Annotated in this window: 12 protein-coding genes and 1 riboswitch; of the genes, 10 read left to right on the top strand and 2 right to left on the bottom strand. The window is 73.6% G+C overall.

What is annotated here, in order from left to right; all coding sequences use genetic code 11:
• Positions 1-3 precede the first annotated feature (3 nt).
• The 10 genes from K8638_RS06745 (at position 4) to K8638_RS06790 (ending at position 16,454) form a co-directional block, all read left to right on the top strand.
• Positions 4-915, top strand: a complete 912-nt coding sequence (locus K8638_RS06745) for a helical backbone metal receptor (protein ID WP_223753590.1) — start codon at positions 4-6, stop codon at positions 913-915.
• A 391-nt stretch (positions 916-1,306) separates the two neighbouring features.
• The gene (locus tag K8638_RS06750) at positions 1,307-2,422 is read left to right on the top strand and encodes an iron ABC transporter permease (RefSeq protein WP_223753591.1); all 1,116 of its coding nucleotides are present in this window, start codon (positions 1,307-1,309) and stop codon (positions 2,420-2,422) included.
• A 37-nt stretch (positions 2,423-2,459) separates the two neighbouring features.
• A riboswitch (cobalamin riboswitch) is annotated at positions 2,460-2,670 on the top strand.
• A 141-nt stretch (positions 2,671-2,811) separates the two neighbouring features.
• Positions 2,812-4,098, top strand: a complete 1,287-nt coding sequence (locus tag K8638_RS06755) for a hypothetical protein (protein WP_223753592.1) — start codon at positions 2,812-2,814, stop codon at positions 4,096-4,098.
• A complete protein-coding gene (locus K8638_RS06760) occupies positions 4,095-4,850 on the top strand; it encodes a cell surface protein (RefSeq protein ID WP_223753593.1) in 756 nt (251 codons plus the stop codon). The genes K8638_RS06755 and K8638_RS06760 overlap by 4 nt, the downstream gene beginning before the upstream one ends.
• Complete coding sequence (locus tag K8638_RS06765) at positions 4,847-5,383, top strand: Rieske 2Fe-2S domain-containing protein (protein WP_223753594.1); 537 nt, start codon at positions 4,847-4,849, stop codon at positions 5,381-5,383. The genes K8638_RS06760 and K8638_RS06765 overlap by 4 nt, the downstream gene beginning before the upstream one ends.
• Before the next feature lie 176 nt (positions 5,384-5,559).
• Entirely contained in the window at positions 5,560-7,248 is a 1,689-nt protein-coding gene (locus K8638_RS06770; RefSeq protein WP_223753595.1) for an FHA domain-containing protein, read from the top strand.
• 90 nt (positions 7,249-7,338) lie between these two features.
• Entirely contained in the window at positions 7,339-11,346 is a 4,008-nt protein-coding gene (locus tag K8638_RS06775) for a serine/threonine-protein kinase (RefSeq protein ID WP_223753596.1), read from the top strand.
• A gap of 4 nt (positions 11,347-11,350) precedes the next feature.
• Positions 11,351-12,133, top strand: a complete 783-nt coding sequence (locus K8638_RS06780) for an ABC transporter ATP-binding protein (RefSeq protein WP_223753597.1) — start codon at positions 11,351-11,353, stop codon at positions 12,131-12,133.
• 154 nt (positions 12,134-12,287) lie between these two features.
• The gene (locus tag K8638_RS06785; protein WP_223753598.1) at positions 12,288-13,979 is read left to right on the top strand and encodes a carbon starvation protein A; all 1,692 of its coding nucleotides are present in this window, start codon (positions 12,288-12,290) and stop codon (positions 13,977-13,979) included.
• 42 nt (positions 13,980-14,021) lie between these two features.
• Positions 14,022-16,454: a fused MFS/spermidine synthase gene (locus K8638_RS06790; protein WP_223753599.1), complete on the top strand. Its 2,433-nt coding sequence runs from the start codon at positions 14,022-14,024 to the stop codon at positions 16,452-16,454.
• Between the two features lies 1 nt (position 16,455).
• On the opposite strand, the gene K8638_RS06795 is transcribed toward K8638_RS06790, so the two are convergent.
• On the bottom strand, positions 16,456-17,226 hold the full coding sequence (locus K8638_RS06795; protein WP_223753600.1) for a YoaK family protein: 771 nt from the start codon (positions 17,224-17,226) through the stop codon (positions 16,456-16,458).
• A gap of 134 nt (positions 17,227-17,360) precedes the next feature.
• A complete protein-coding gene (locus K8638_RS06800) occupies positions 17,361-17,705 on the bottom strand; it encodes a histidine triad nucleotide-binding protein (protein WP_223753601.1) in 345 nt (114 codons plus the stop codon).
• Between the last annotated feature and the right edge of the window lie 30 nt (positions 17,706-17,735).

Below are 17,735 nucleotides of genomic sequence, written 5' to 3' on the forward strand. Positions count from 1 at the left end.
ATCGTGAGAACCCGCATGTGCTCCTCCATTCCGCGCCCCCTGGGCCTCGTCCTGCTCGCCACCGTGCTGTGCCTCGTCGCGGGCACGGCGGACGCGGCCGGTGTCCCGGCGCACCAGGGGCCTCGCACGCTGGGGCCGCCGGTTCCGGCCCGCGTGCGGCGCGTGGTGACGCTGGCGCCGTCGCTGACGGAGATGGTCATTGCCCTGGGCGCGGGCGGCACGCTGGTGGGCGTGTCGCGCTTCGACGAGGCGAAGGAAGTGGAGAAGCTCCCGCGCGTGGGCGGCTTCGTGGACCCGTCCGTCGAGGCGGTGGTGGCGCTCAAGCCGGACCTCCTCCTGGTGCAGCCGGGGCCGGGCAACCAGCGTCCCGTGGAGAAGATGGCGCAGCTGGGCGTGCCCGTGCTGCTGCTGCCGCTGCACTCCGTCGCGGATGTGCTCGCCGGCATGCGCGCGGTGGGCAGGGCGCTCGGCCGCGAGAAGGAGGCGGAGGCCGCCGTCTCGCGCATCGAGGCCACGCGCACCCGCATCCGCGAGGCCGCGAAGAAGCTGCCCCCGAAGCGCGTGCTGTTCGCGTATGGCTTCGAGCCGCTCGTGGTGGCGGGCCCCGGCTCCTTCGCCAACGAGTTGTTGCAGGACGCGGGGGGCATCAACGTCGCGGCGGATGGAGGCTCCGCGTATCCCGTGTACTCGTTGGAGCGCGTGGTGCGGGCCCGGCCCGACGTGGTGGTGGATGCCGCGGACGTGGACGTGGGCAAGCAGAAGCTGCGCGCGCTGCCGGGCCTGTCGGACGCGCGCTGGGTGGAGGTGCCCTCGCTGGCGCTGCTGCAGCCCGGCCCTTCGCTGGGGCGCGGCCTGGAGGAGTTGTTCCGGCTGCTGCACCCGGAGGCGGTGGAGAAGGACGGCACGAAGCCGTAGCGGTCCGTGGCCGCGCAGGCAACGGACCGGGCCCGTTGTTGCCTCGGAGTCCACACGCGCTCGCGGTAAGTACTGGAGATGACAGTTGCCGTGGGGGCGTGAGGGCCCGGCACATCCCTTGCTCAATGAGGCGGCGGTGTTTGTCACCACCGCCGTACCTGGGCGCAGGGGGACCAGGGGGACTCACGGTGCGCGCGGTTCGTTTCACGTCGCATGAGCAGCTGTCGTGCTCGCCACCGCCGCACCTGGGCGCAAGGGGCCTCCCGGTGCGCGCGGTTGGTTTTTCGGTCCGAGGGCTTCCGAGGCAGCGGCGGCCGGGGTAGATGCGTGGCCGTCTACTCCTGGAGTGCTCCCTCATGCTCCGCCGTCTTTCGCCACTCCTCCGAGGTCGATGGCAGCCCCTCCCGCGCGAGGGGAGCGCGGCACCGTGACGAGCGCCGGGACACCCACGCCGGCCGGGGGCGCGTACGGCTTCAGTGCGCCGCGAGCCGTTGCGCTCCTCGGCGGCTTCCTCGCGCTGGCGTGTGTCTCCTTCGCCCTGACCGCGCGCTTCGGCGAGCAGTCCATCTCCCTCATCACCGCGCTCACCGAGCCCACGTCCTCCGACGCCCTCATCTTCTGGGAGCTGCGCCTGCCCCGCGCGCTGCTCGGCGCCATCGTCGGCGCGGGCCTCGCCGCCTCGGGCACCACGCTCCAGGGGCTGCTGCGCAACCCGCTCGCGGAGCCGTTCGTGCTCGGCGTCTCCGGTGGCGCGGCGCTCGGCGCCACCCTGGCGCTCGCCGTGGGCCTCGCCACTGTCGGTGAGGTGGCCCCCGGCCTGGGCGGCGCGCTGTCCCACCTGTCCGCGCCCGTGCTGTTCGCCTTCGCCGGCGCGGGTGCCTCCATCCTCTTCGTGCTCTCCTCCAGCCGGGGCGCCGCCGCCCGCGCGCCCTACGCCGCGCTCCTCACCGGCGTCATCTTCAACGCCTTCGCCTCCGCCGCCATCACCCTCATCAAGGTGATGTCCACTCCGGACCGCATCGGCGGAATCCTCCGCTGGCTCGTGGGCATGCTGCAGTTCGAGACCGTCGGCACCCTGGCGCTGTCCGCGCTCCTCCAGGCGGGCGCCGTCGGGGTCATGTGGGCGCTGTCCGGGCGGCTCAACCTCCTGTCGCTCGGCGATGACGATGCCGCGTCGCTGGGCGTGCCCGTGGCCGCCACGCGCCGCTGGCTCCTGCTGGCCTCCAGCGCCAGCGTGGCCGGCGCGGTGTCCCTCACGGGGCTCATCGGCTTCGTGGGCCTCATCGTCCCGCACCTGCTGCGGCTGGCCTTCGGCCCGGACCAGCGTCTGCTGGTGCCGCTCTCGGCACTCGGAGGCGCTTCCTTCCTCATGCTCTCGGACCTGCTGGCGCGGCTGGCCTTCCCCCTGTTCAACGAGGACCTTCCCGTGGGCGTCGTCACCGCGCTCCTCGGGGGGCCGCTCTTCCTCGCCCTCCTGCGGCGGCGGGTGAGGCTGGGACAGGTCTGACGACCGGCGGAGCATTGACAATGCCCGCCACCCGCCGTAAGCCCCGCGCGTCCTCGGTGCCCTCGTGAATCCACGGGGGCTCAAGGGAACCCGGTGTGAATCCGGGACTGCCCCGCAGCGGTGAGCAGGAACGAACGCCGTCGAGTCGCACTGGCCTTGAGGGCTGGGAAGTGACGGCCAGTAGGTGGGCGCCCTCAGGGCTCCCGCGCCTGCGAGTCCGAAGACCTGCCGAAGACCCGTGCCTCCGGCACGGACATCACCGAAGCCTCCGAGGGGAGGCGACGGAGGCGTCCCATCCGCGCGCGCAGTTGCGTCCGGGGCTGCCTTCGTCCCCGCTCCTCGCCCGAGGCCCAACCCGCCCGTGGGGGCGGAGAGGAAGCAGGACGCCGATGAAGACCGCCGACCTGAAGCGCGCAGCACCCTGGACGAAACCCGCGGCCCTCGCCGTGGCCACGCTCCTGCTGGCCCTGACCTCCACGGGCTGCGGCTCCGAGTGCGTGGACCCCTTCGACTGCCGCAACGACAACGGCCAGCCCCCCGAGGGCGAGCAGTGGGTCTGCCGCGCTGAGAAGTGCTCCACCGAGCCCATCGAGCAGCCGCAGCCGGGCACCGACGCCGGGACGGACGCGGGCACGGATGCCGGCACCGACGCCGGGACGAACCCGTGCGACACGGCCACGCATGACGCGAAGCTGGGCACGCTGACGCTGCAGACGGGTTTCGAGGCCGGCGAGTCGGCCACGCTGCCGGACGACGTGGCGGCGGTGGTGTCGACGCCCGGCCCCACGTACTCGCTCTACGCGCTGCGCGGCAGCGGCAAGGACGCGGCGTTGTACTCGCTGGGCACGTGGCCCGACCTCCAGACCGCCAACACGAAGCTCTACGACGTCGTCTCGGCCGATGACCGCGCTGGTGCCGCCATGGTGTTCCCCAACGGCTACCTTGCCCATGACGGCAAGCACCTGGCCGCCGGCTACACGACGAGTGCCTCGGGCTTCCCGGGCTCCATCGCCATCTACGACGTCGCCACCCCCGCCGACTCGCGGTACGTCTCCGCGGCGAGCAACCTCACCGCGGACGCCTTCGTGCGCAACGCCACCACCGCGTTCCTCGTCAACGGCTCGTCCCTGGGCAGTGCGTCCGGGGGCCTGGGCGTGTACGCGCTGGCCACCTCGGGCCAGGACTTCACCACGTCCAAGCTGGCCAACTTCCCCACGGGCGCCGGCGGCAGCGGCTACACCGCCGTGGCGACCAACGACGTCACGGTGCTGGGCTACTTCGCCTCCGGGGCCAACCAGGTCCACGCGGTGCCGCCGACGGTGGTGGAAACCGCGCTCTCCTCCGGCACCCCGTTCGACCTGGCGGCGCAGCCGAAGATTGAAGCCGGCAGCAACTTCAACGCGGTCTCCGCCTTCGGTGAGGGCGTGGTGCTCAACCGCGGCGACTACGACAGCGTCACCTTCGCCTTCGTCGCCACCGACGTGTCCTTCTTCCCGCTCACGTTCGGCATCGGCGGGCCGCAGACGGTGACCCTCGGCGAGAGGCGGTCCGTGCTCACCTACGACGCCACCCAGTGCACCTCCGTGGAGCTGATGGCGCCGCTCGGCTCGGACGTGCTGGTGGGCCTGCGCGACAGGAACGGCCGCCGCCTCGTTCGCATCCAGCAGGCGCGATGAGCTCGCTCGCCTCCAGCCTCCGTCCCTGGGGCGCGGCGCTCGCCGTGCTCCTCGCCCTCTCCGCCTGCGGTGACGGGGAGGACGGCCCCGTCACGCCCACGCCGGACGCGGGCTCGGACCTCCCCGCCGGAGATGCCGGCCCGGACAGTGGCACCGACGCGGGGCCCCGCCCGTCGGACCCGTATGCCGACGAGGTGGTCTCCTTCACGCCCGGCGACGGTGCGGGCTTCGGACAGGACCGCTTCCCCACCGTGGTGCTCGGGCCTCCCGTGGGCGTGGGCCCCGACAACGGCTCCCTCGACGTGCTCTCGCTGGGCCGCGAGGGCTCCATCACCCTGCGCTTCACGGACGTGGGCGTGGTGGACGGGCCCGGCGTGGACCTGCTCGTCTTCGAGAACGCCTTCGCCCAGCCCGGCGGCGGCATCTTCTCCGAGACGGGCGTGGTGTCGGTGAGCGAGGACGGCATCACCTGGCACGCGTTCCCCTGCGCCGCCCGGGACGCGGACGCGGGCTACCCGGGCTGCGCGGGTGTCCGCACCGTCCAGGCCAACCCCGCCAACGGCGTCAGCGCCACCGACCCCGCCGTGGCGGGTGGTGACGGCTTCGACCTCTCCACCGTGGGGCTGTCACGCGCCCGTTACATTCGCATCACCGACAGCGGCGCCAACGGCTACGGCGGCACGTCCGGCGGCTTCGACCTGGACGCCGTCGCCGTGGTGAATGGCGAGCCCCTCGAGGGGAGCACGCCGTGAGCCGGCCCCCGCCTTCCCCGCATATAAAGGATGTGGACCGCCGCACCGCGCTCCACACCCTGCTGTGCGGCACCTGTGCCCTGGCCACGCTCGGGGCCGGGTGCGGCGGGGGGTGGCGGGAGGCCGTGGTGCTCGACGCGCCGGAGACTCCGGATGCCGGCGCGCCGGGCGCTTCCTGCTCCGGGGCGCCCACGCCGGGCACCGCCGGGGAGGGCTGGGTGGAGGTCCGCCTCGACGACCACCCCGCGCTGCGGGAGCCGGGCGGGCACGCCGAGGTCCGCGTCCCCCAGGCGCTGCTGGACGTGGTGGTGGTGCACACCTCGCCCGGCTGCTACGCCGCCCTCTGGCGCATCTGCACCCACGGAGACTGCGCCGTGGGGTGGCTGCCGGCGGACGGCGTGCTGGAGTGTCCCTGCCACGGCTCGCGCTTCGGACAGGACGGCGGGGTGCTGAATGGGCCCGCGACGCGCCCGCTCGCCACCTTCCCGGCGGTGCGGGCGGGGGACTCCGTCTTCATCCACCGGCCGCGCTGACCCCCGCCGCGGGCTCGCCCGGCCGCCGCTCCCGGGCCCGGGGGGATTTTCGCCCGTACTCCCAGTCATGACGCGGCGTTAGAGCCCTACCGGGAGTCCGTGCCACCCCCCGCGTGACGGTGGCTGCCGCCACCTTCTCTCAAGAGACGGGAGAGTCGTGTAATGTCGGGCAATCGATGTGGCAGATCATCATCAACGGGCCCGGCTACTTCGACACGTCCTACGATCTGCCCGAGGGCGTGACGAGCCTTGGCCGCGCGGACGAGAACGACATCGTCCTCGGCGGAGACCTCGTCTCGCGCCGTCACGCGCGCTTGTACGTCGAGGGTGACGTGCTGCGCATCGAGGACCTGGGCAGCCGCAACGGCAGCCGCGTCAACGGCGCGGCGCTGCAGGGCTCGCGGCAGTTGTCGCCCGGGGACACGGTGGCGCTGGGGGAGAACACGCTCTCCGTCCGCCAGCCCAACACGGTGGAGAACGCGGCCACGGAGATGGTGGACCTGGGCGCGGGCGGGGTGGTGCGCTTCGGCCATGGGCAGGACGTGGGCCCGGCCGTCCTCCTGGCGAAGAACGTGAAGGACGCGGACGTCCTGCGCCTGCTGGACAACGTGGGGCCCGTCTCCTTCGACGACAGCTTCTCCTCCGCGTCGCCGGTGCCCGCCACCGCTACCCCGCGCGTGGGCCAGGAGACGCTGGTGCTGTTGTTCCGCACCGCCGAGGCGCTGGCCACCGCCTCCACGCTGTCCGCCTTCCTGGACATCACCATGGACCGGGTGCTGGAGCGCACGGACGCCACCACCGCCGTGGTGCTCCTCAAGCACTCCTCCGGGGCCCTCGTCCCCGCCGCCGTGCGCCACCGCGGCAAGCTGGCCAAGGGCGAGGTGCCCGTCTCGGACGCCATCGTCGAGGAGGCCCTGCGCCAGGGCCGCGCGCTCGCGGTGGGCGACGTGCGCGACGACCGCCGCTTCGCGGGCCGGGAGAGCGTCATCCTCTACGGCGTGGACCGGGTGCTGTGCATCCCCATCGGCTCCGAGCCGCCCTTCGCCGGCGTCCTCTACGTCAACACCGCCGCCAAGGGCGACACCAGCGTGGAGGTGATGCTGGACGCGTGTACCGCCGTGGCGCACCTGGTGGCCACGGGCGTGCAGAAGTTCGCCCCGCGAGACGGCTCGCCCGCGGCGGAGCGGCTGCGGCGGACGCTGGAGCGCTTCCACCCGCCGGACGTGGCCGAGCGCCGCGCCGCCGAGGCCCAGCGCGCGGGCGGCCGGCTGCCCGGGCTGGAGGAGCGCAACGTCACCGTGTTGCATGTGGAACTGGTGGGCTTTCCCGCCCTGGCCGCGAAGCTGGGCGCGGCGCGGGCCACCCAGGTGCTCAACGACTTCCACTCGCGCATGAGCGGCATCGTCTTCAGCTACGAGGCCACGGTGCAGGGCTTCCTGGGCGAGTCCATGCGCGCCCTCTTCGGCGTGCCGTACGCGAAGGGGGAGGACTCGGTGCGGGCGGTGCGCGCCGCGCTGGCGGTGCGCGCCGACTGGGAGCGGGCCATGAGCCGGCGCCCCCAGGACGAGCGCTGCGAGCTGCGCATCGCCCTGCACACCACCCGCGCGCTGGTGGGGATGATCGGCAACGACGTCCGCTCGGACTACACGGCGGTGGGGGAGGGGGTGGGGGTGGCCGGCTGGCTGGCTGCTACCGCCAACCCCGGCCAGGTGCTCATCACCGGCAAGGTCCTGGCCTCCGTGGGGGTCCGCTTCGACGTACAACCCCTGGGAGAGCGGCTCCTGCGCCCCCCCAGGGACAGGATGGCCGCCTTCGAGGTGATTGAGGAGGATGTAGGCCAGCTCACCAACCCCGGGCTGCGCTGAAAACCCCTCGCGGCCGGTTGACGGGTTGAAGGGACGGGCCAGGACGGGGTTCAATGCCCTCCCCGCCACCGTGGTGCCTCCCCACACCGCATGAACGCCTCGACCCAACCCGCGCGGCTGCGCCCCTTCCGGCCCCAGCCGTTTGGCCGGTACACGCTCCTGTCGCACCTGGCGACGGGCGGCATGGGGGAAATCTACCTGGCGCGGCTGGAGGGTGCGCAGGGCTTCGAAAAGCTGTGCGTCATCAAGAAAATCCTCCCGCAGCTCGCGGCGGACACGGAGTTCGTCGAGCGCTTCGTGGGCGAGGCGCGCACGCTCGTCCGGCTCAGCCACGGCTCCATCGCCCAGGTGCTGGACATGGGGCTGCACGAGGGCGACGCCTACATGGCCCTCGAGCACGTGGACGGCAAGGACCTGCGCAAGGTGGCGGCGCGGGTGCGGGACAGGCAGGTGCCGCTGCCGCTCACCTTCATCCTCTACATCATGGGCCGGGTGCTGGACGCGCTGGCCTACGCGCACCGCAAGAAGGATGACGACGGGGAGGACCTGAAGCTCGTCCACCGGGACATCTCGCCGCAGAACATCCTCATCTCCTACGAGGGGGAGGTGAAGGTCATCGACTTCGGGCTCGCGAAGAGCCGGCTGTCGGCGGCGAAGACGAACCCGAGCATCATCCTCGGCAAGTTCCTCTACATGTCGCCGGAGCAGGCGCGCCACCAGCCGGTGGACCGCCGCAGCGACCTGTACGCCGTGGGGCTGTGCCTCTACGAACTCATCAGCGGGAAGAACCCCTTCGACAGCATCCACCCCGGCGAGCTGATGTCCGTGGTGGCGAACCCGAGGATTCCGCCGCTGGACGAGGTGGAGCCGCTCACCCCGCGCGCGGTGACGGCGCTGGTGGCCCGGGCGCTGGCGGTGGACCCGTCGCAGCGCTTCCAGACGGCGGAGGAGTTCCGCGGACGCCTCCAGGCGTGCCTGATGGAAATCGACCCGAGCGCGGGTCCGGAGAGCGTCAGCCGCTTCATGCGCGAGCTGTTCGCCGCGGACTTCCAGTCCGAGCGCCGGCTGCTGGCGAGCCTCAAGGAGGTGCCGCGCATGGCCGCGGCCGAGGCGTCGCCGGAGGAGGGAGGGCCGGCTCCGCGTCCGACGATGCCGGCCATGCTGCCGCCGAAGACCATCCGCCTGGATGGGCCGGTGGAGGCGCTTTCCTTCCATCCCACCCCGCGCAGCCGTGAGGGCGGCGGCCCGGTGAGCGACGGCGAGACGCGCCCCGGCGTCATGGTGGACGAGTCCACCCGGCCCGCCATCCCCATCGAGGCGCTGGAGGAGGAGGCCCGCGCCCGCGCCGCCCGCCAGCCGCCGCAGGGCACGGAGAGCGCGTCCTCGGTGGAGGTGCGGCCGGAGGCCTATGACCGTCCGGCCGAGCCCGCGCTCCGCCCGGCCATCCCGGAGCCCGCGCTCCGTCCGGCCTCGCTGACGCGCGAGGTGCCGATGGCGGCGCTGCCGCCGGAGGCCCTCCCCCCCGCGCCGGAGCCGAGGCCCACGCCTCCCGACCTCCGCCCCACCGAGCTGGCCCTGCCCGCCGTCCAGCCCAGGACGGCGCCTCCGGCACCGGAGATGCCCTGGGACGACGGGCCCGAGTCGCCCGCCGCCTCATCGGCCGAGTCGACGGACCCCAGGGCCGCGCCGCTTCCCTCCGCTCCGCCTCCGCCGCCCAGCGCTTCGCAGCCGCTGCGGGCCGCCGCGATTCCGCCTCCGCCGCCCAGCGCTTCGCAGCCGCTGCGGGCCGCCGCGATTCCGCCTCCGCCGCCCAGTGCCTCGCAGCCGCTGCGGGCCGCCGCGATTCCGCCTCCTTCCGCGCCTCCGCCGCCCAGCGCTTCGCAGGCACTGCGGGCCGCGGCGATTCCGCCGCCCTCCGCGCCTCCGCCACCCAGCGCTTCGCAGCCGCTGCGGGCCGCCGCGATTCCGCCATCGCCCGCGGGGTCTCCATCCTCCTCGCAGGCACTGCGCGCCGCGGCGATTCCGCCATCGCCCGCGGGGTCTCCATCCTCCTCGCAGGCACTGCGCGCCGCGGCGATTCCGCCCTCGCCCGCGGGGTCTCCATCCTCCTCGCAGGCACTGCGCGCCGCCGCGATTCCGCCTTCGCCCGCCGCGACTCCGGCCACCTCGCAGCCGCTACGGCCCGCCGGGATTCCGCATTCGCCGGATGTGTCTCCCGCCGTCACGCAGCCGATTCGCGCCGACGCGATTCCACTTCCTCCCGCCACGCCGCCGCGCCCCGCCGTGCCGCCCGTGGCGTCCGCGTTCCCCGCGGTGGGGGCGCCCCAGGCCGCGCAGCCACCTCGTCCCCAGCCACCTCCCGCTCCGGCCTCCGGTTCGGGCCCGCGCGTGGGGGCACCCGTCGCTCCGGTGCCGCCACCCGCCGTCGCTCCCCCTGGCGGCCCGGCGCGTCCGGCGATGGGCGCCGCCCCGGTGCCGCCTTCCGCACCCACGTCCACGGCGCAGCTGGCCTCCGGGACTGCGCCGCGCACGGGGGCGGTGATGATGCCCGCCGTCGTCCCGCCTCCCTCGGGCGCGACGCCGCCGCGTACCGCCTCACTGATGGCGATGCCCATGGTGGCGCCGCCGCCTCCTCCAGGCTCCACGCCGGCGCGTGGCGCTCCCTCCGTGCCCTCCGCCGAGCAGGACGTGGTGCCCGGCGTCGCCGAGTCCGGAAATGACGCCGGCTGGGAGTCCTCCGCTCCCGGCGAAGGGCGCCTGGAAGAGCCGGAGCTGCCCGTCGTCACGCCCGAGGAGATGGGCCACGCCGAGGAGTCACCCCGGCCCGGGGACGCGGACACGCACCCGCGCTTCTCCCGGCCCTCCCGGAGCGAGCGGACCGAGGACACGCAGCCCCGCGCCCTGCGCGACGGCGACACGGACCCGCGCATCGTGCGGGACGGTGATACGGACCCACGCGTGGTCCACCGTCACGACGACACGCAGCCCCGCGTGGTGCTGGACGAGGCGCTCCTGCGCGACGTGGAGGGCACGACCGGCGAGCCGGAGGAGAAGTCGTCACCGGGCCGGCCCAGGGGCGCATCCCGCCGCGCCCGCAGCTCCTCGGCCGGACTTCCCGCGCAGCAGGGCGCTCCCCGCCGCACGGGCTCCGTTCCCGCGCTCCGCGCCGCGCCCCCCGCCCGAGCCGACGACGACGAGGACGACGACGTCCGTGTGTCCCTCACGCCGCACGAGGAGACGCGCCGCACGCCCATTCCCACCCGCCCGGGCGCGGAGGCGCCCACGCGCCGCGCCGGCGACAACACCCGCCGCACGGCGATGCCCGCCCAGTCCCGGCGGCTGGGGCCGGTGTGGATGGTCATCGGCCTGGTGCTGGTCCTGCTGGCCGCCGTGCTGATGCTCGCGCTCAGCCCCGGGCTGCGCGTGTCCATGGGGCTGGAGGAGGTGTCCGAGGGCCCGCTTCCGGATCGCCCCCTGGGCTCTCCCGCACGCAAGCCGTCCCTGGGCGGCAGTGGCGCCACCGGAGGACCCGCCTCGTCCACCGTGGCTCGCGCCGACACGGCGGAGGCCGCGCCTCCCGAAGCCGCCGAGGCAGCGTCCGCCGGCCGGGCCCAGGTCGTGCCGGCCGTGGCGGCGGATGAGGGGGGCGGTGCCAGGCTGGCCGCCGCGCCCGCTGCCGCCGCGCCCGCCGGCCTGAAGGCCCCGGCCCCCGAGCCGGCGCCGGCCGCGGAGAGCGATGCGGACGCGGAGGACGAGGACCTCCTCGCGCCGCTCGAGTCACAGTCACCGGCGTCGCAGAAGGCCGCGGCCACGGCGAAGCGGCCGTCTCCGCCGAAGAAGGTGCGTACCGCGCCTCGCATGGCCGCGGAGACCGGGAAGGGACTCACACAGCTCCAGCGGGAGTGGCGTGACACCAGCGCGCTCTACCAGCGGCTGAAGGCGAAGCACTCCTGCCTCCCCCTGGGCCTCATCTGCACGCGGTACCCGGGCCTCAAGGGCGAGGTGGAGGCGGCCGGCGACGTCAACGACGAGGACACGCTGCGGAGGGTGAGGGAGATGCGGGCGGACCTGGACTTCAAGAAGCTGGAACTGGAGTAGTTCCGTGGAGCCGCTGCTCGTCACCCGGGCCCTGGTCGCGGGCTACGGACCGCGTCCCATCCTGCACGGCGTGGACTGTGAGGTGCGCCCCGGGGAGCTGTGGGCGGTGCTCGGGCCCAACGGCACGGGGAAGAGCACGCTGCTGCGCGCGGTGCTCGGGGTGGTGCCCTGGTCGCGTGGCGAGGTGCGGCTGTTCGGCAGGGCCCGCGCGGAGTGGGAGCCTCGCGCGCTGGCGCGGAAGCTGGCGTGGGTGCCGCAGAACTTCGAGCCGGCGGAGGGCTTCAGCGGGCTGGAGCTGGTGCTGATGGGCCGCAGCCCGCACCTGGGGCTGTGGGGCCTGCCGTCCGCGAAGGACGCGGCGCTGGCGCGCGCGGTGCTGGAGGAGCTGGGCGTCGCGTACCTGGCGGACCGGCCCGGCGAGGCGCTCTCCGGCGGCGAGCGGCGCATGTTGCTGCTGGCCCGGGGCCTGGTGCAGGAGCCCGAGCTGCTGCTGCTGGACGAGCCCACCGCCTTCCTCGACGTGGCCCACCAGGTGGGCACGCTCGACCGGGTGCGCGCCCGCGTGGACGCGGGGCTGGGCGCGGTGGCGGTGCTGCACGACGTCAACCTCGCCGCGGCCTTCGCCACCCACGTGCTGCTGCTGCGCGACGGGAAGGTGCTCGCGCGGGGCCCGGCCGGCACCGTGCTGGAGCGTGGCGCGCTGGAGGCCCTCTACGGCCTGCCCATGGAGACGGCGCTCGCGCCTTCCGGGGCGCGCCTCTTCGCCCCCCGGGCCCCCGCACGTTGACGCGAGGTGCCCAAAGCCGCCCCGCCTACCGACAAAGGTAGGGACGCGAAGGGGGGCCATGGGCACCGGGTCCACCGGGCGCCCGCCCGCCGGCCCGCTGCGCCGGGAAGTCGGGGTTTTGACAAGAGGTGGGAGGGCGGGAAACCCTCTGGGTATGAGCCTTCCCCTGCTTGCCGGCGGCTTCCTGGTGGTACTGGCCTTCGGCTACCGCTTCTATGGCGGCTTCATCGCGCGGCAGTTCCGGCTGGACGGAGCGGCGGCCACGCCCGCGCACACGAAGCAGGACGGCGTGGACTTCGTGCCGACGAAGCCCTTCTACCTGTTGGGGCAGCACTTCAGCGCCATCGCCGCGGCGGGCCCCATCGCCGGCCCCATCCTCGCGGCGCAGCAGTTCGGCTGGCTGCCGGCGCTGCTGTGGATTGCGGTGGGCTCGGTGTTCATCGGCGCCATGCATGACTTCGCCACGCTGGTGGCGAGCGTGCGGCACGGCGCCGTGTCCATCGCCGAGGTGGTGCGCAACCACCTGGGGCCCACGGCGGGCCTGGCCATGCTGGCCTTCATCTGGGTGGCGCTCGTCTACGTCATCGTCGCCTTCACGGACGCCACCGCCGCCACCTTCGTCAGCGGCGACGCGGAGCTGGAGGGGCTCACCTTCCGCTTCAACCCCGGCGGCGCCGTGGCCTTCGCCTCCATCGCGTACCTGCTGCTGGCGGTGGTGATGGGGCTGGTGGACCGCTTCCTCAAGCCGCCGCTGTGGCTGCAGACCCTCATCTTCGTGCCGGGCACCCTGGGCGTGGTGTGGCTGGGCACGCGCTTCTCCACGCTGCTGGTGATGGACGCGAAGAGCTGGTCGGTGCTCATCCTCATCTACTGCTTCGTGGCGTCGCTCACGCCCGTCTGGGTGCTGTTGCAGCCGCGCGGCTACCTGGGCGGCTTCGTCCTCTACGCGGCGCTGGCGGTGGGCGTGGTGGGCATCTTCTACGGTGGGCTCACCGGCGAGGTGTCCATCCAGCAGCCGGCCTTCTCCGGCTTCCAGGTGCCCGGGGCCGTCGGCTCGCTCTTCCCGTTCCTCTTCGTCACCATCGCCTGCGGGGCGTGCTCGGGCTTCCACGGGCTGGTGTGCTCGGGCACCACGTCGAAGCAGATAGACAAGGAGCCCCACTGCAAGCCGGTGGGCTACGGGGCCATGCTGCTGGAGGGCTTCGTGGCCCTCATCGCGCTGTCCACGGTGATGATTGCCACCAGGGGCGAGCTGGCGGGCAAGGCGCCGGGCGCGGTGTATGGCGCCGGCCTGGGACGCTTCATCGTCACGGTGCTGGGGAAGGAGTACCTGGTCATCGCCACGACCTTCGGCGCGATGGCGTTCTCCACCTTCGTGTTCGACACGCTGGACGTGTCCACGCGGCTGGGGCGCTACATCCTGCAGGAGCTGTCGAACCGGAAGGGGCAGCTCTCCGCGGTGGTGGGCACGGCCGTCACGTGCGGCGTGCCGCTGGCCTTCGTCCTGCTGGCGGGCGGCGGGGCGTGGCGCTCCTTCTGGACGCTGTTCGGCACGTCCAACCAGCTCCTGGCGTCGCTCTCGCTGCTGGGCATCTGCGTGTGGCTGAAGCACACGAACCGGCCGTTCATCTACGCGCTGGTGCCCATGCTCTTCGTGGGGACCGTGACGCTCTCCAGCCTGGTGCTGCTGGTGCGCGAGGCGCTGCTTCCGAACGCGGCCGCGGCGACGCGGGTCAACGGCGTGGTGGCGGTGGTGCTGCTGGCGCTGGCGCTGTCCCTCTTCACCGTGGGTGCCCGGGCCCTGCTGTCCCGGAGCGGGCCCCGGGCCGCCGCGCCCGCCCTGTAGTCCGGCCCACTCCCACCCGCCTCCCGGCCCTCGTCCAAGACCATGTCCCGCTACGCCCTGGCCATCTTCACCAGCGCCTTCCTGCTCTTCGGTGTTCAGCCACTGGCGGGGCGCTATGCGCTGCCGTGGTACGGAGGCACGCCCGGGGTGTGGACGGCGTGCATGCTCTTCTTCCAGGTGGCGCTGCTGGGCGGCTATGCGTACGCGCACGGGCTGGCGTCCAGGCTCGCGCCGCGCACGCAGGCCCGGGTGCACCTGGGCCTGCTGGCGGTGGCGGTGGCGGTGCTGGGCGTGCGCACGCTGTGGGAGGGCTCTCCGGTGGCGCCGGGGCCGGGGTGGCGGCCGGTGGGGACGGACCTGCCGGTGCTCCGGCTCCTGGCGATGCTGGCGGCCACCATCGGCCTGCCGTTCTTCGTGCTGAGCACCACCGGGCCGCTGTTGCAGTCGTGGTTCGCGCGCGTGCGGCCGGGCCGCTCGCCGTACCCGCTCTACGCGCTGAGCAACGTGGGCTCGCTGCTGGCGCTGCTCGGCTACCCGTTCCTGGTGGAGCCGTGGGTGGGCCGTGGCGCGCAGGCGTGGGGCTGGGGCGCGGGCTTCGTCGTCTTCGCGGTGGCGTGCGCGGTGTGCGCGGTGGACGTGCTGCGGAATGGAGCCTCCATTCCGGGCGGCGGCGCCCCGGTGGGCACGGAGGACGTGCCGCGGAACGGAACCTCCATTCCGGGCGGCGGCGCCCCGGTGGGCACGGAGGACGTGCCGCGGAACGGAACCTCCATTCCGGGCAGCGGCGCGCCGGTGGGCACGGCCGGCCACGCCGCCTCGTCGCTGGAGGCCGGGCTTCCGGGGCAGGGGGCGGGCTCTCCTCCCTCCGCCGCCGGGCCGGGCCCCGCCGCGCGTGAGGACCTCGTCATGGGCACGCCGGAAGCGGAGTCCCGTCCGGACGTCCGCGGCACGTTGACGTGGCTGGGGCTGAGCGCATGCGCGTCGGTGCTGCTGCTGGCGACGACGAACCAGCTCTCGCAGGACGTGGCGGCGGGCCCGTTCCTCTGGGTGATGCCGCTGGCCCTCTACCTCGTCACCTTCATCCTCGCCTTCGCCCGCGAGTCCTTCTACTCGCGCGCCCTGTGCTCGGTGCTGCTCATCGGCTCGGGGGCGGGGGTGGCGCACGTGCAGACGGCCGGGCCGCACGCGCCGCTCGCCTTGCAGCTCATCTCGTACGCGACGGCCCTCTTCGCGGGCTGCATGGTGTGCCACGGCGAGCTGTACCGGCTGCGTCCGGCGCCGCGCCACCTGAGCGCCTTCTACCTGTGGGTGTCCGCGGGTGGGGTGCTTGGCGGGCTCTTCGTCAGCGTGGGGGCCACGGCGCTCTTCCGCACGTATTGGGAGTACCCGCTGGCCCTGGGCATCTGCTGCCTCGTGTCGCTGGTGGGCATGGCGCGCCAGCCGCCGGAGGAGACGCGGAGCCTGCGCATGCGGCGCGTGCTGCGCGGGTCCATGCTCCTCATCGTCGCGGGGAACCTGGTGTTCACCGTGTGGCGCGAGCACGGCCGCGCGCTCTTCAGCGCCCGCAACTTCTTCGGCGTGGTGCGGGTGATGGAGCAGAACGAGCGCGACCCCCAGGAGCACTTCTACAGCCTGCGGCACGGCGCCATCACCCACGGCTGGCAGTACGTCGCCCCCGAGCGCCGCGCGCGGCCCACCACCTACTTCACGCGCGAGTCCGGCCTGGGCCTCGCCATCGCCGAGCAGCGCCGGCTGCGCGAGGCCGTGGGCCTGCCTCCGGGCCTGCGCGTGGGGGTGCTCGGGCTGGGCGTGGGCACGAGCGCGGCGCTCCTCGAGGCGGAGGACTCCGGCCGCTTCTATGAAATCAACCCGGCCGTCATCTCCCTGGCGCGCGGCGAGGGCGGCTTCTTCACCTACCTGGGCGACACGGCCGCGAAGGTGGAGGTGGTGGAGGGCGACGCGCGCATCTCCCTGGAGCGTGAGCTGGAGCGGGGCGAGCCCCAGGGCTTCGACGTGCTGGTGCTGGACACCTTCTCCTCGGACGCCATCCCCGTGCACCTGCTCACCCAGGAGGCGGTGGCGCTCTACCGGAAGCACCTGGCGCCGCACGGAGTCATGGCGCTGCACATCAGCAACGTGCACCTGGACCTGGTGCCGGTGACGCTGACGCACGCGCGGGCGCTGGGCCTGCACGCCACCTTCGTCTTCCACGAGACGCAGGGCGATGCGTTGCGCAGCAACTGGATGCTGCTGAGCCCGGACCGCGAGTTCTCCTGGGGCCCCACCTTCAAGGGCACTGTCGCGCGCGTGCGCCGCCTGGGCCTGCGCGGCGAGCCGGACTTCACGTGGACGGACGAGCAGAGCAGCCTGCTGCGGGTGCTCCGCCGCGGCGGCCCGGCCGAGAGCGTCATGGACGTGGCGGCGTCCTCCGGCCCCCCCGGCCCGGTGCCCGTGTCCCAGCCCGCGCCGGAGTGACTCAGGCGCGCGGCGAGGTGCCCGGCTCGGGCCGGGCGGCGGGGCTCAGGTCCAGCGCCACCAGCAGCACCAGCATCGCGCACGGCAGTCCCAGCGTGGCCGGGCCGTACTGGATGTACAGCATCGGGCCGGTGGTGCACCCGAAGAGGAAGGCGGTGGCCAGTCCCAGGTGCAGCCGGGTGCGCTCGAACTCGATGGCGGAGGGCAGCGCGCGAATCTGCCGCAGCACGCCCAGGACGCCGTCGCCCCGGGCGCCGTCGCGCACCCAGGCGAACATCTGCACCAACTGGATGCCGATGTCGGTGATGACGCCGGTGATGTGCGTGGTGCGCACCACCGCGCCGGACACGCGGGTGACGAGCGCGTTCTGGAGCCCCATGGCGAAGGACAGGGCCCACATGAGCGTGGGCTCGCGCGTGTTGGGGGTGGACGTGAGCCAGGCGCCGATGGCCCCCAGGATGCACGCCTCCACCAGCAGCGCCGGCGCGTGCCGGCCGCGGGGGCGGTGGCGTGACGCCTCCAGCAGCGCCGACGCGGACACGGCGCCCAGCAGGAAGGACAGCAGCACCTGCGCCCCCAGGGTGGCCATGCGCCAGTTTCCGGCCGCGAGCGACTCGCCCAGCATGGCCATGTTCCCGGACATGTGCGACGTGTGGAGGCCGAGCGCCACGAACCCCGTCGCGTTCACCGCTCCCGCCACCCCCGCGAGCAGCAGGGACAGCACTGTGTAGGCACGGCGGTTGCGGGGCGAGGACTGTGAGCTGAAGGGCATGGCGTTGCGGACGGACGACCCCAGGCTAACACCCGCGAGGCGGAGGATTGGCCCGGTGCATCACACCGTAGCGCCCGGCCGGTCGGCCGCTGGGGAGCCGGGCGAGACGGTTACAAGAGTGTCGGAGCCGGCGCTCAGCCCGGCGGCCACATGAGGGGCCGGCCCGCCAGCAGGTGCAGGTGGATGTGGAACACCGTCTGTCCGGCGTCGCGCTGGGTATTCATCACCACGCGGTAGCCGTTGTCGGCGTGGCCGCGCTCCTTCGCCACCTTGGCGGCGGCGGTGAAGAGGTGGCCCACCATCTCCCGGTCCTCCGCGGTGATGTCGTTCACCGTGGGGATGTGCTTGAGCGGGATGAACAGCACGTGGGTGGGCGCCTGGGGGTAGATATCCTCGAAGGCCACGCACAGCTCATCGCGGTACACGATGGTGGCCGGGATGCGGCCGTCGCGAATCTTGCAGAAGAGGCAGTCGGACATGACTTGCGGCTTAGCAACGCGCGGGCTCGT

The organism is Myxococcus sp. RHSTA-1-4, from assembly GCF_020037125.1.
Classification (GTDB): Bacteria; Myxococcota; Myxococcia; order Myxococcales; family Myxococcaceae; genus Myxococcus.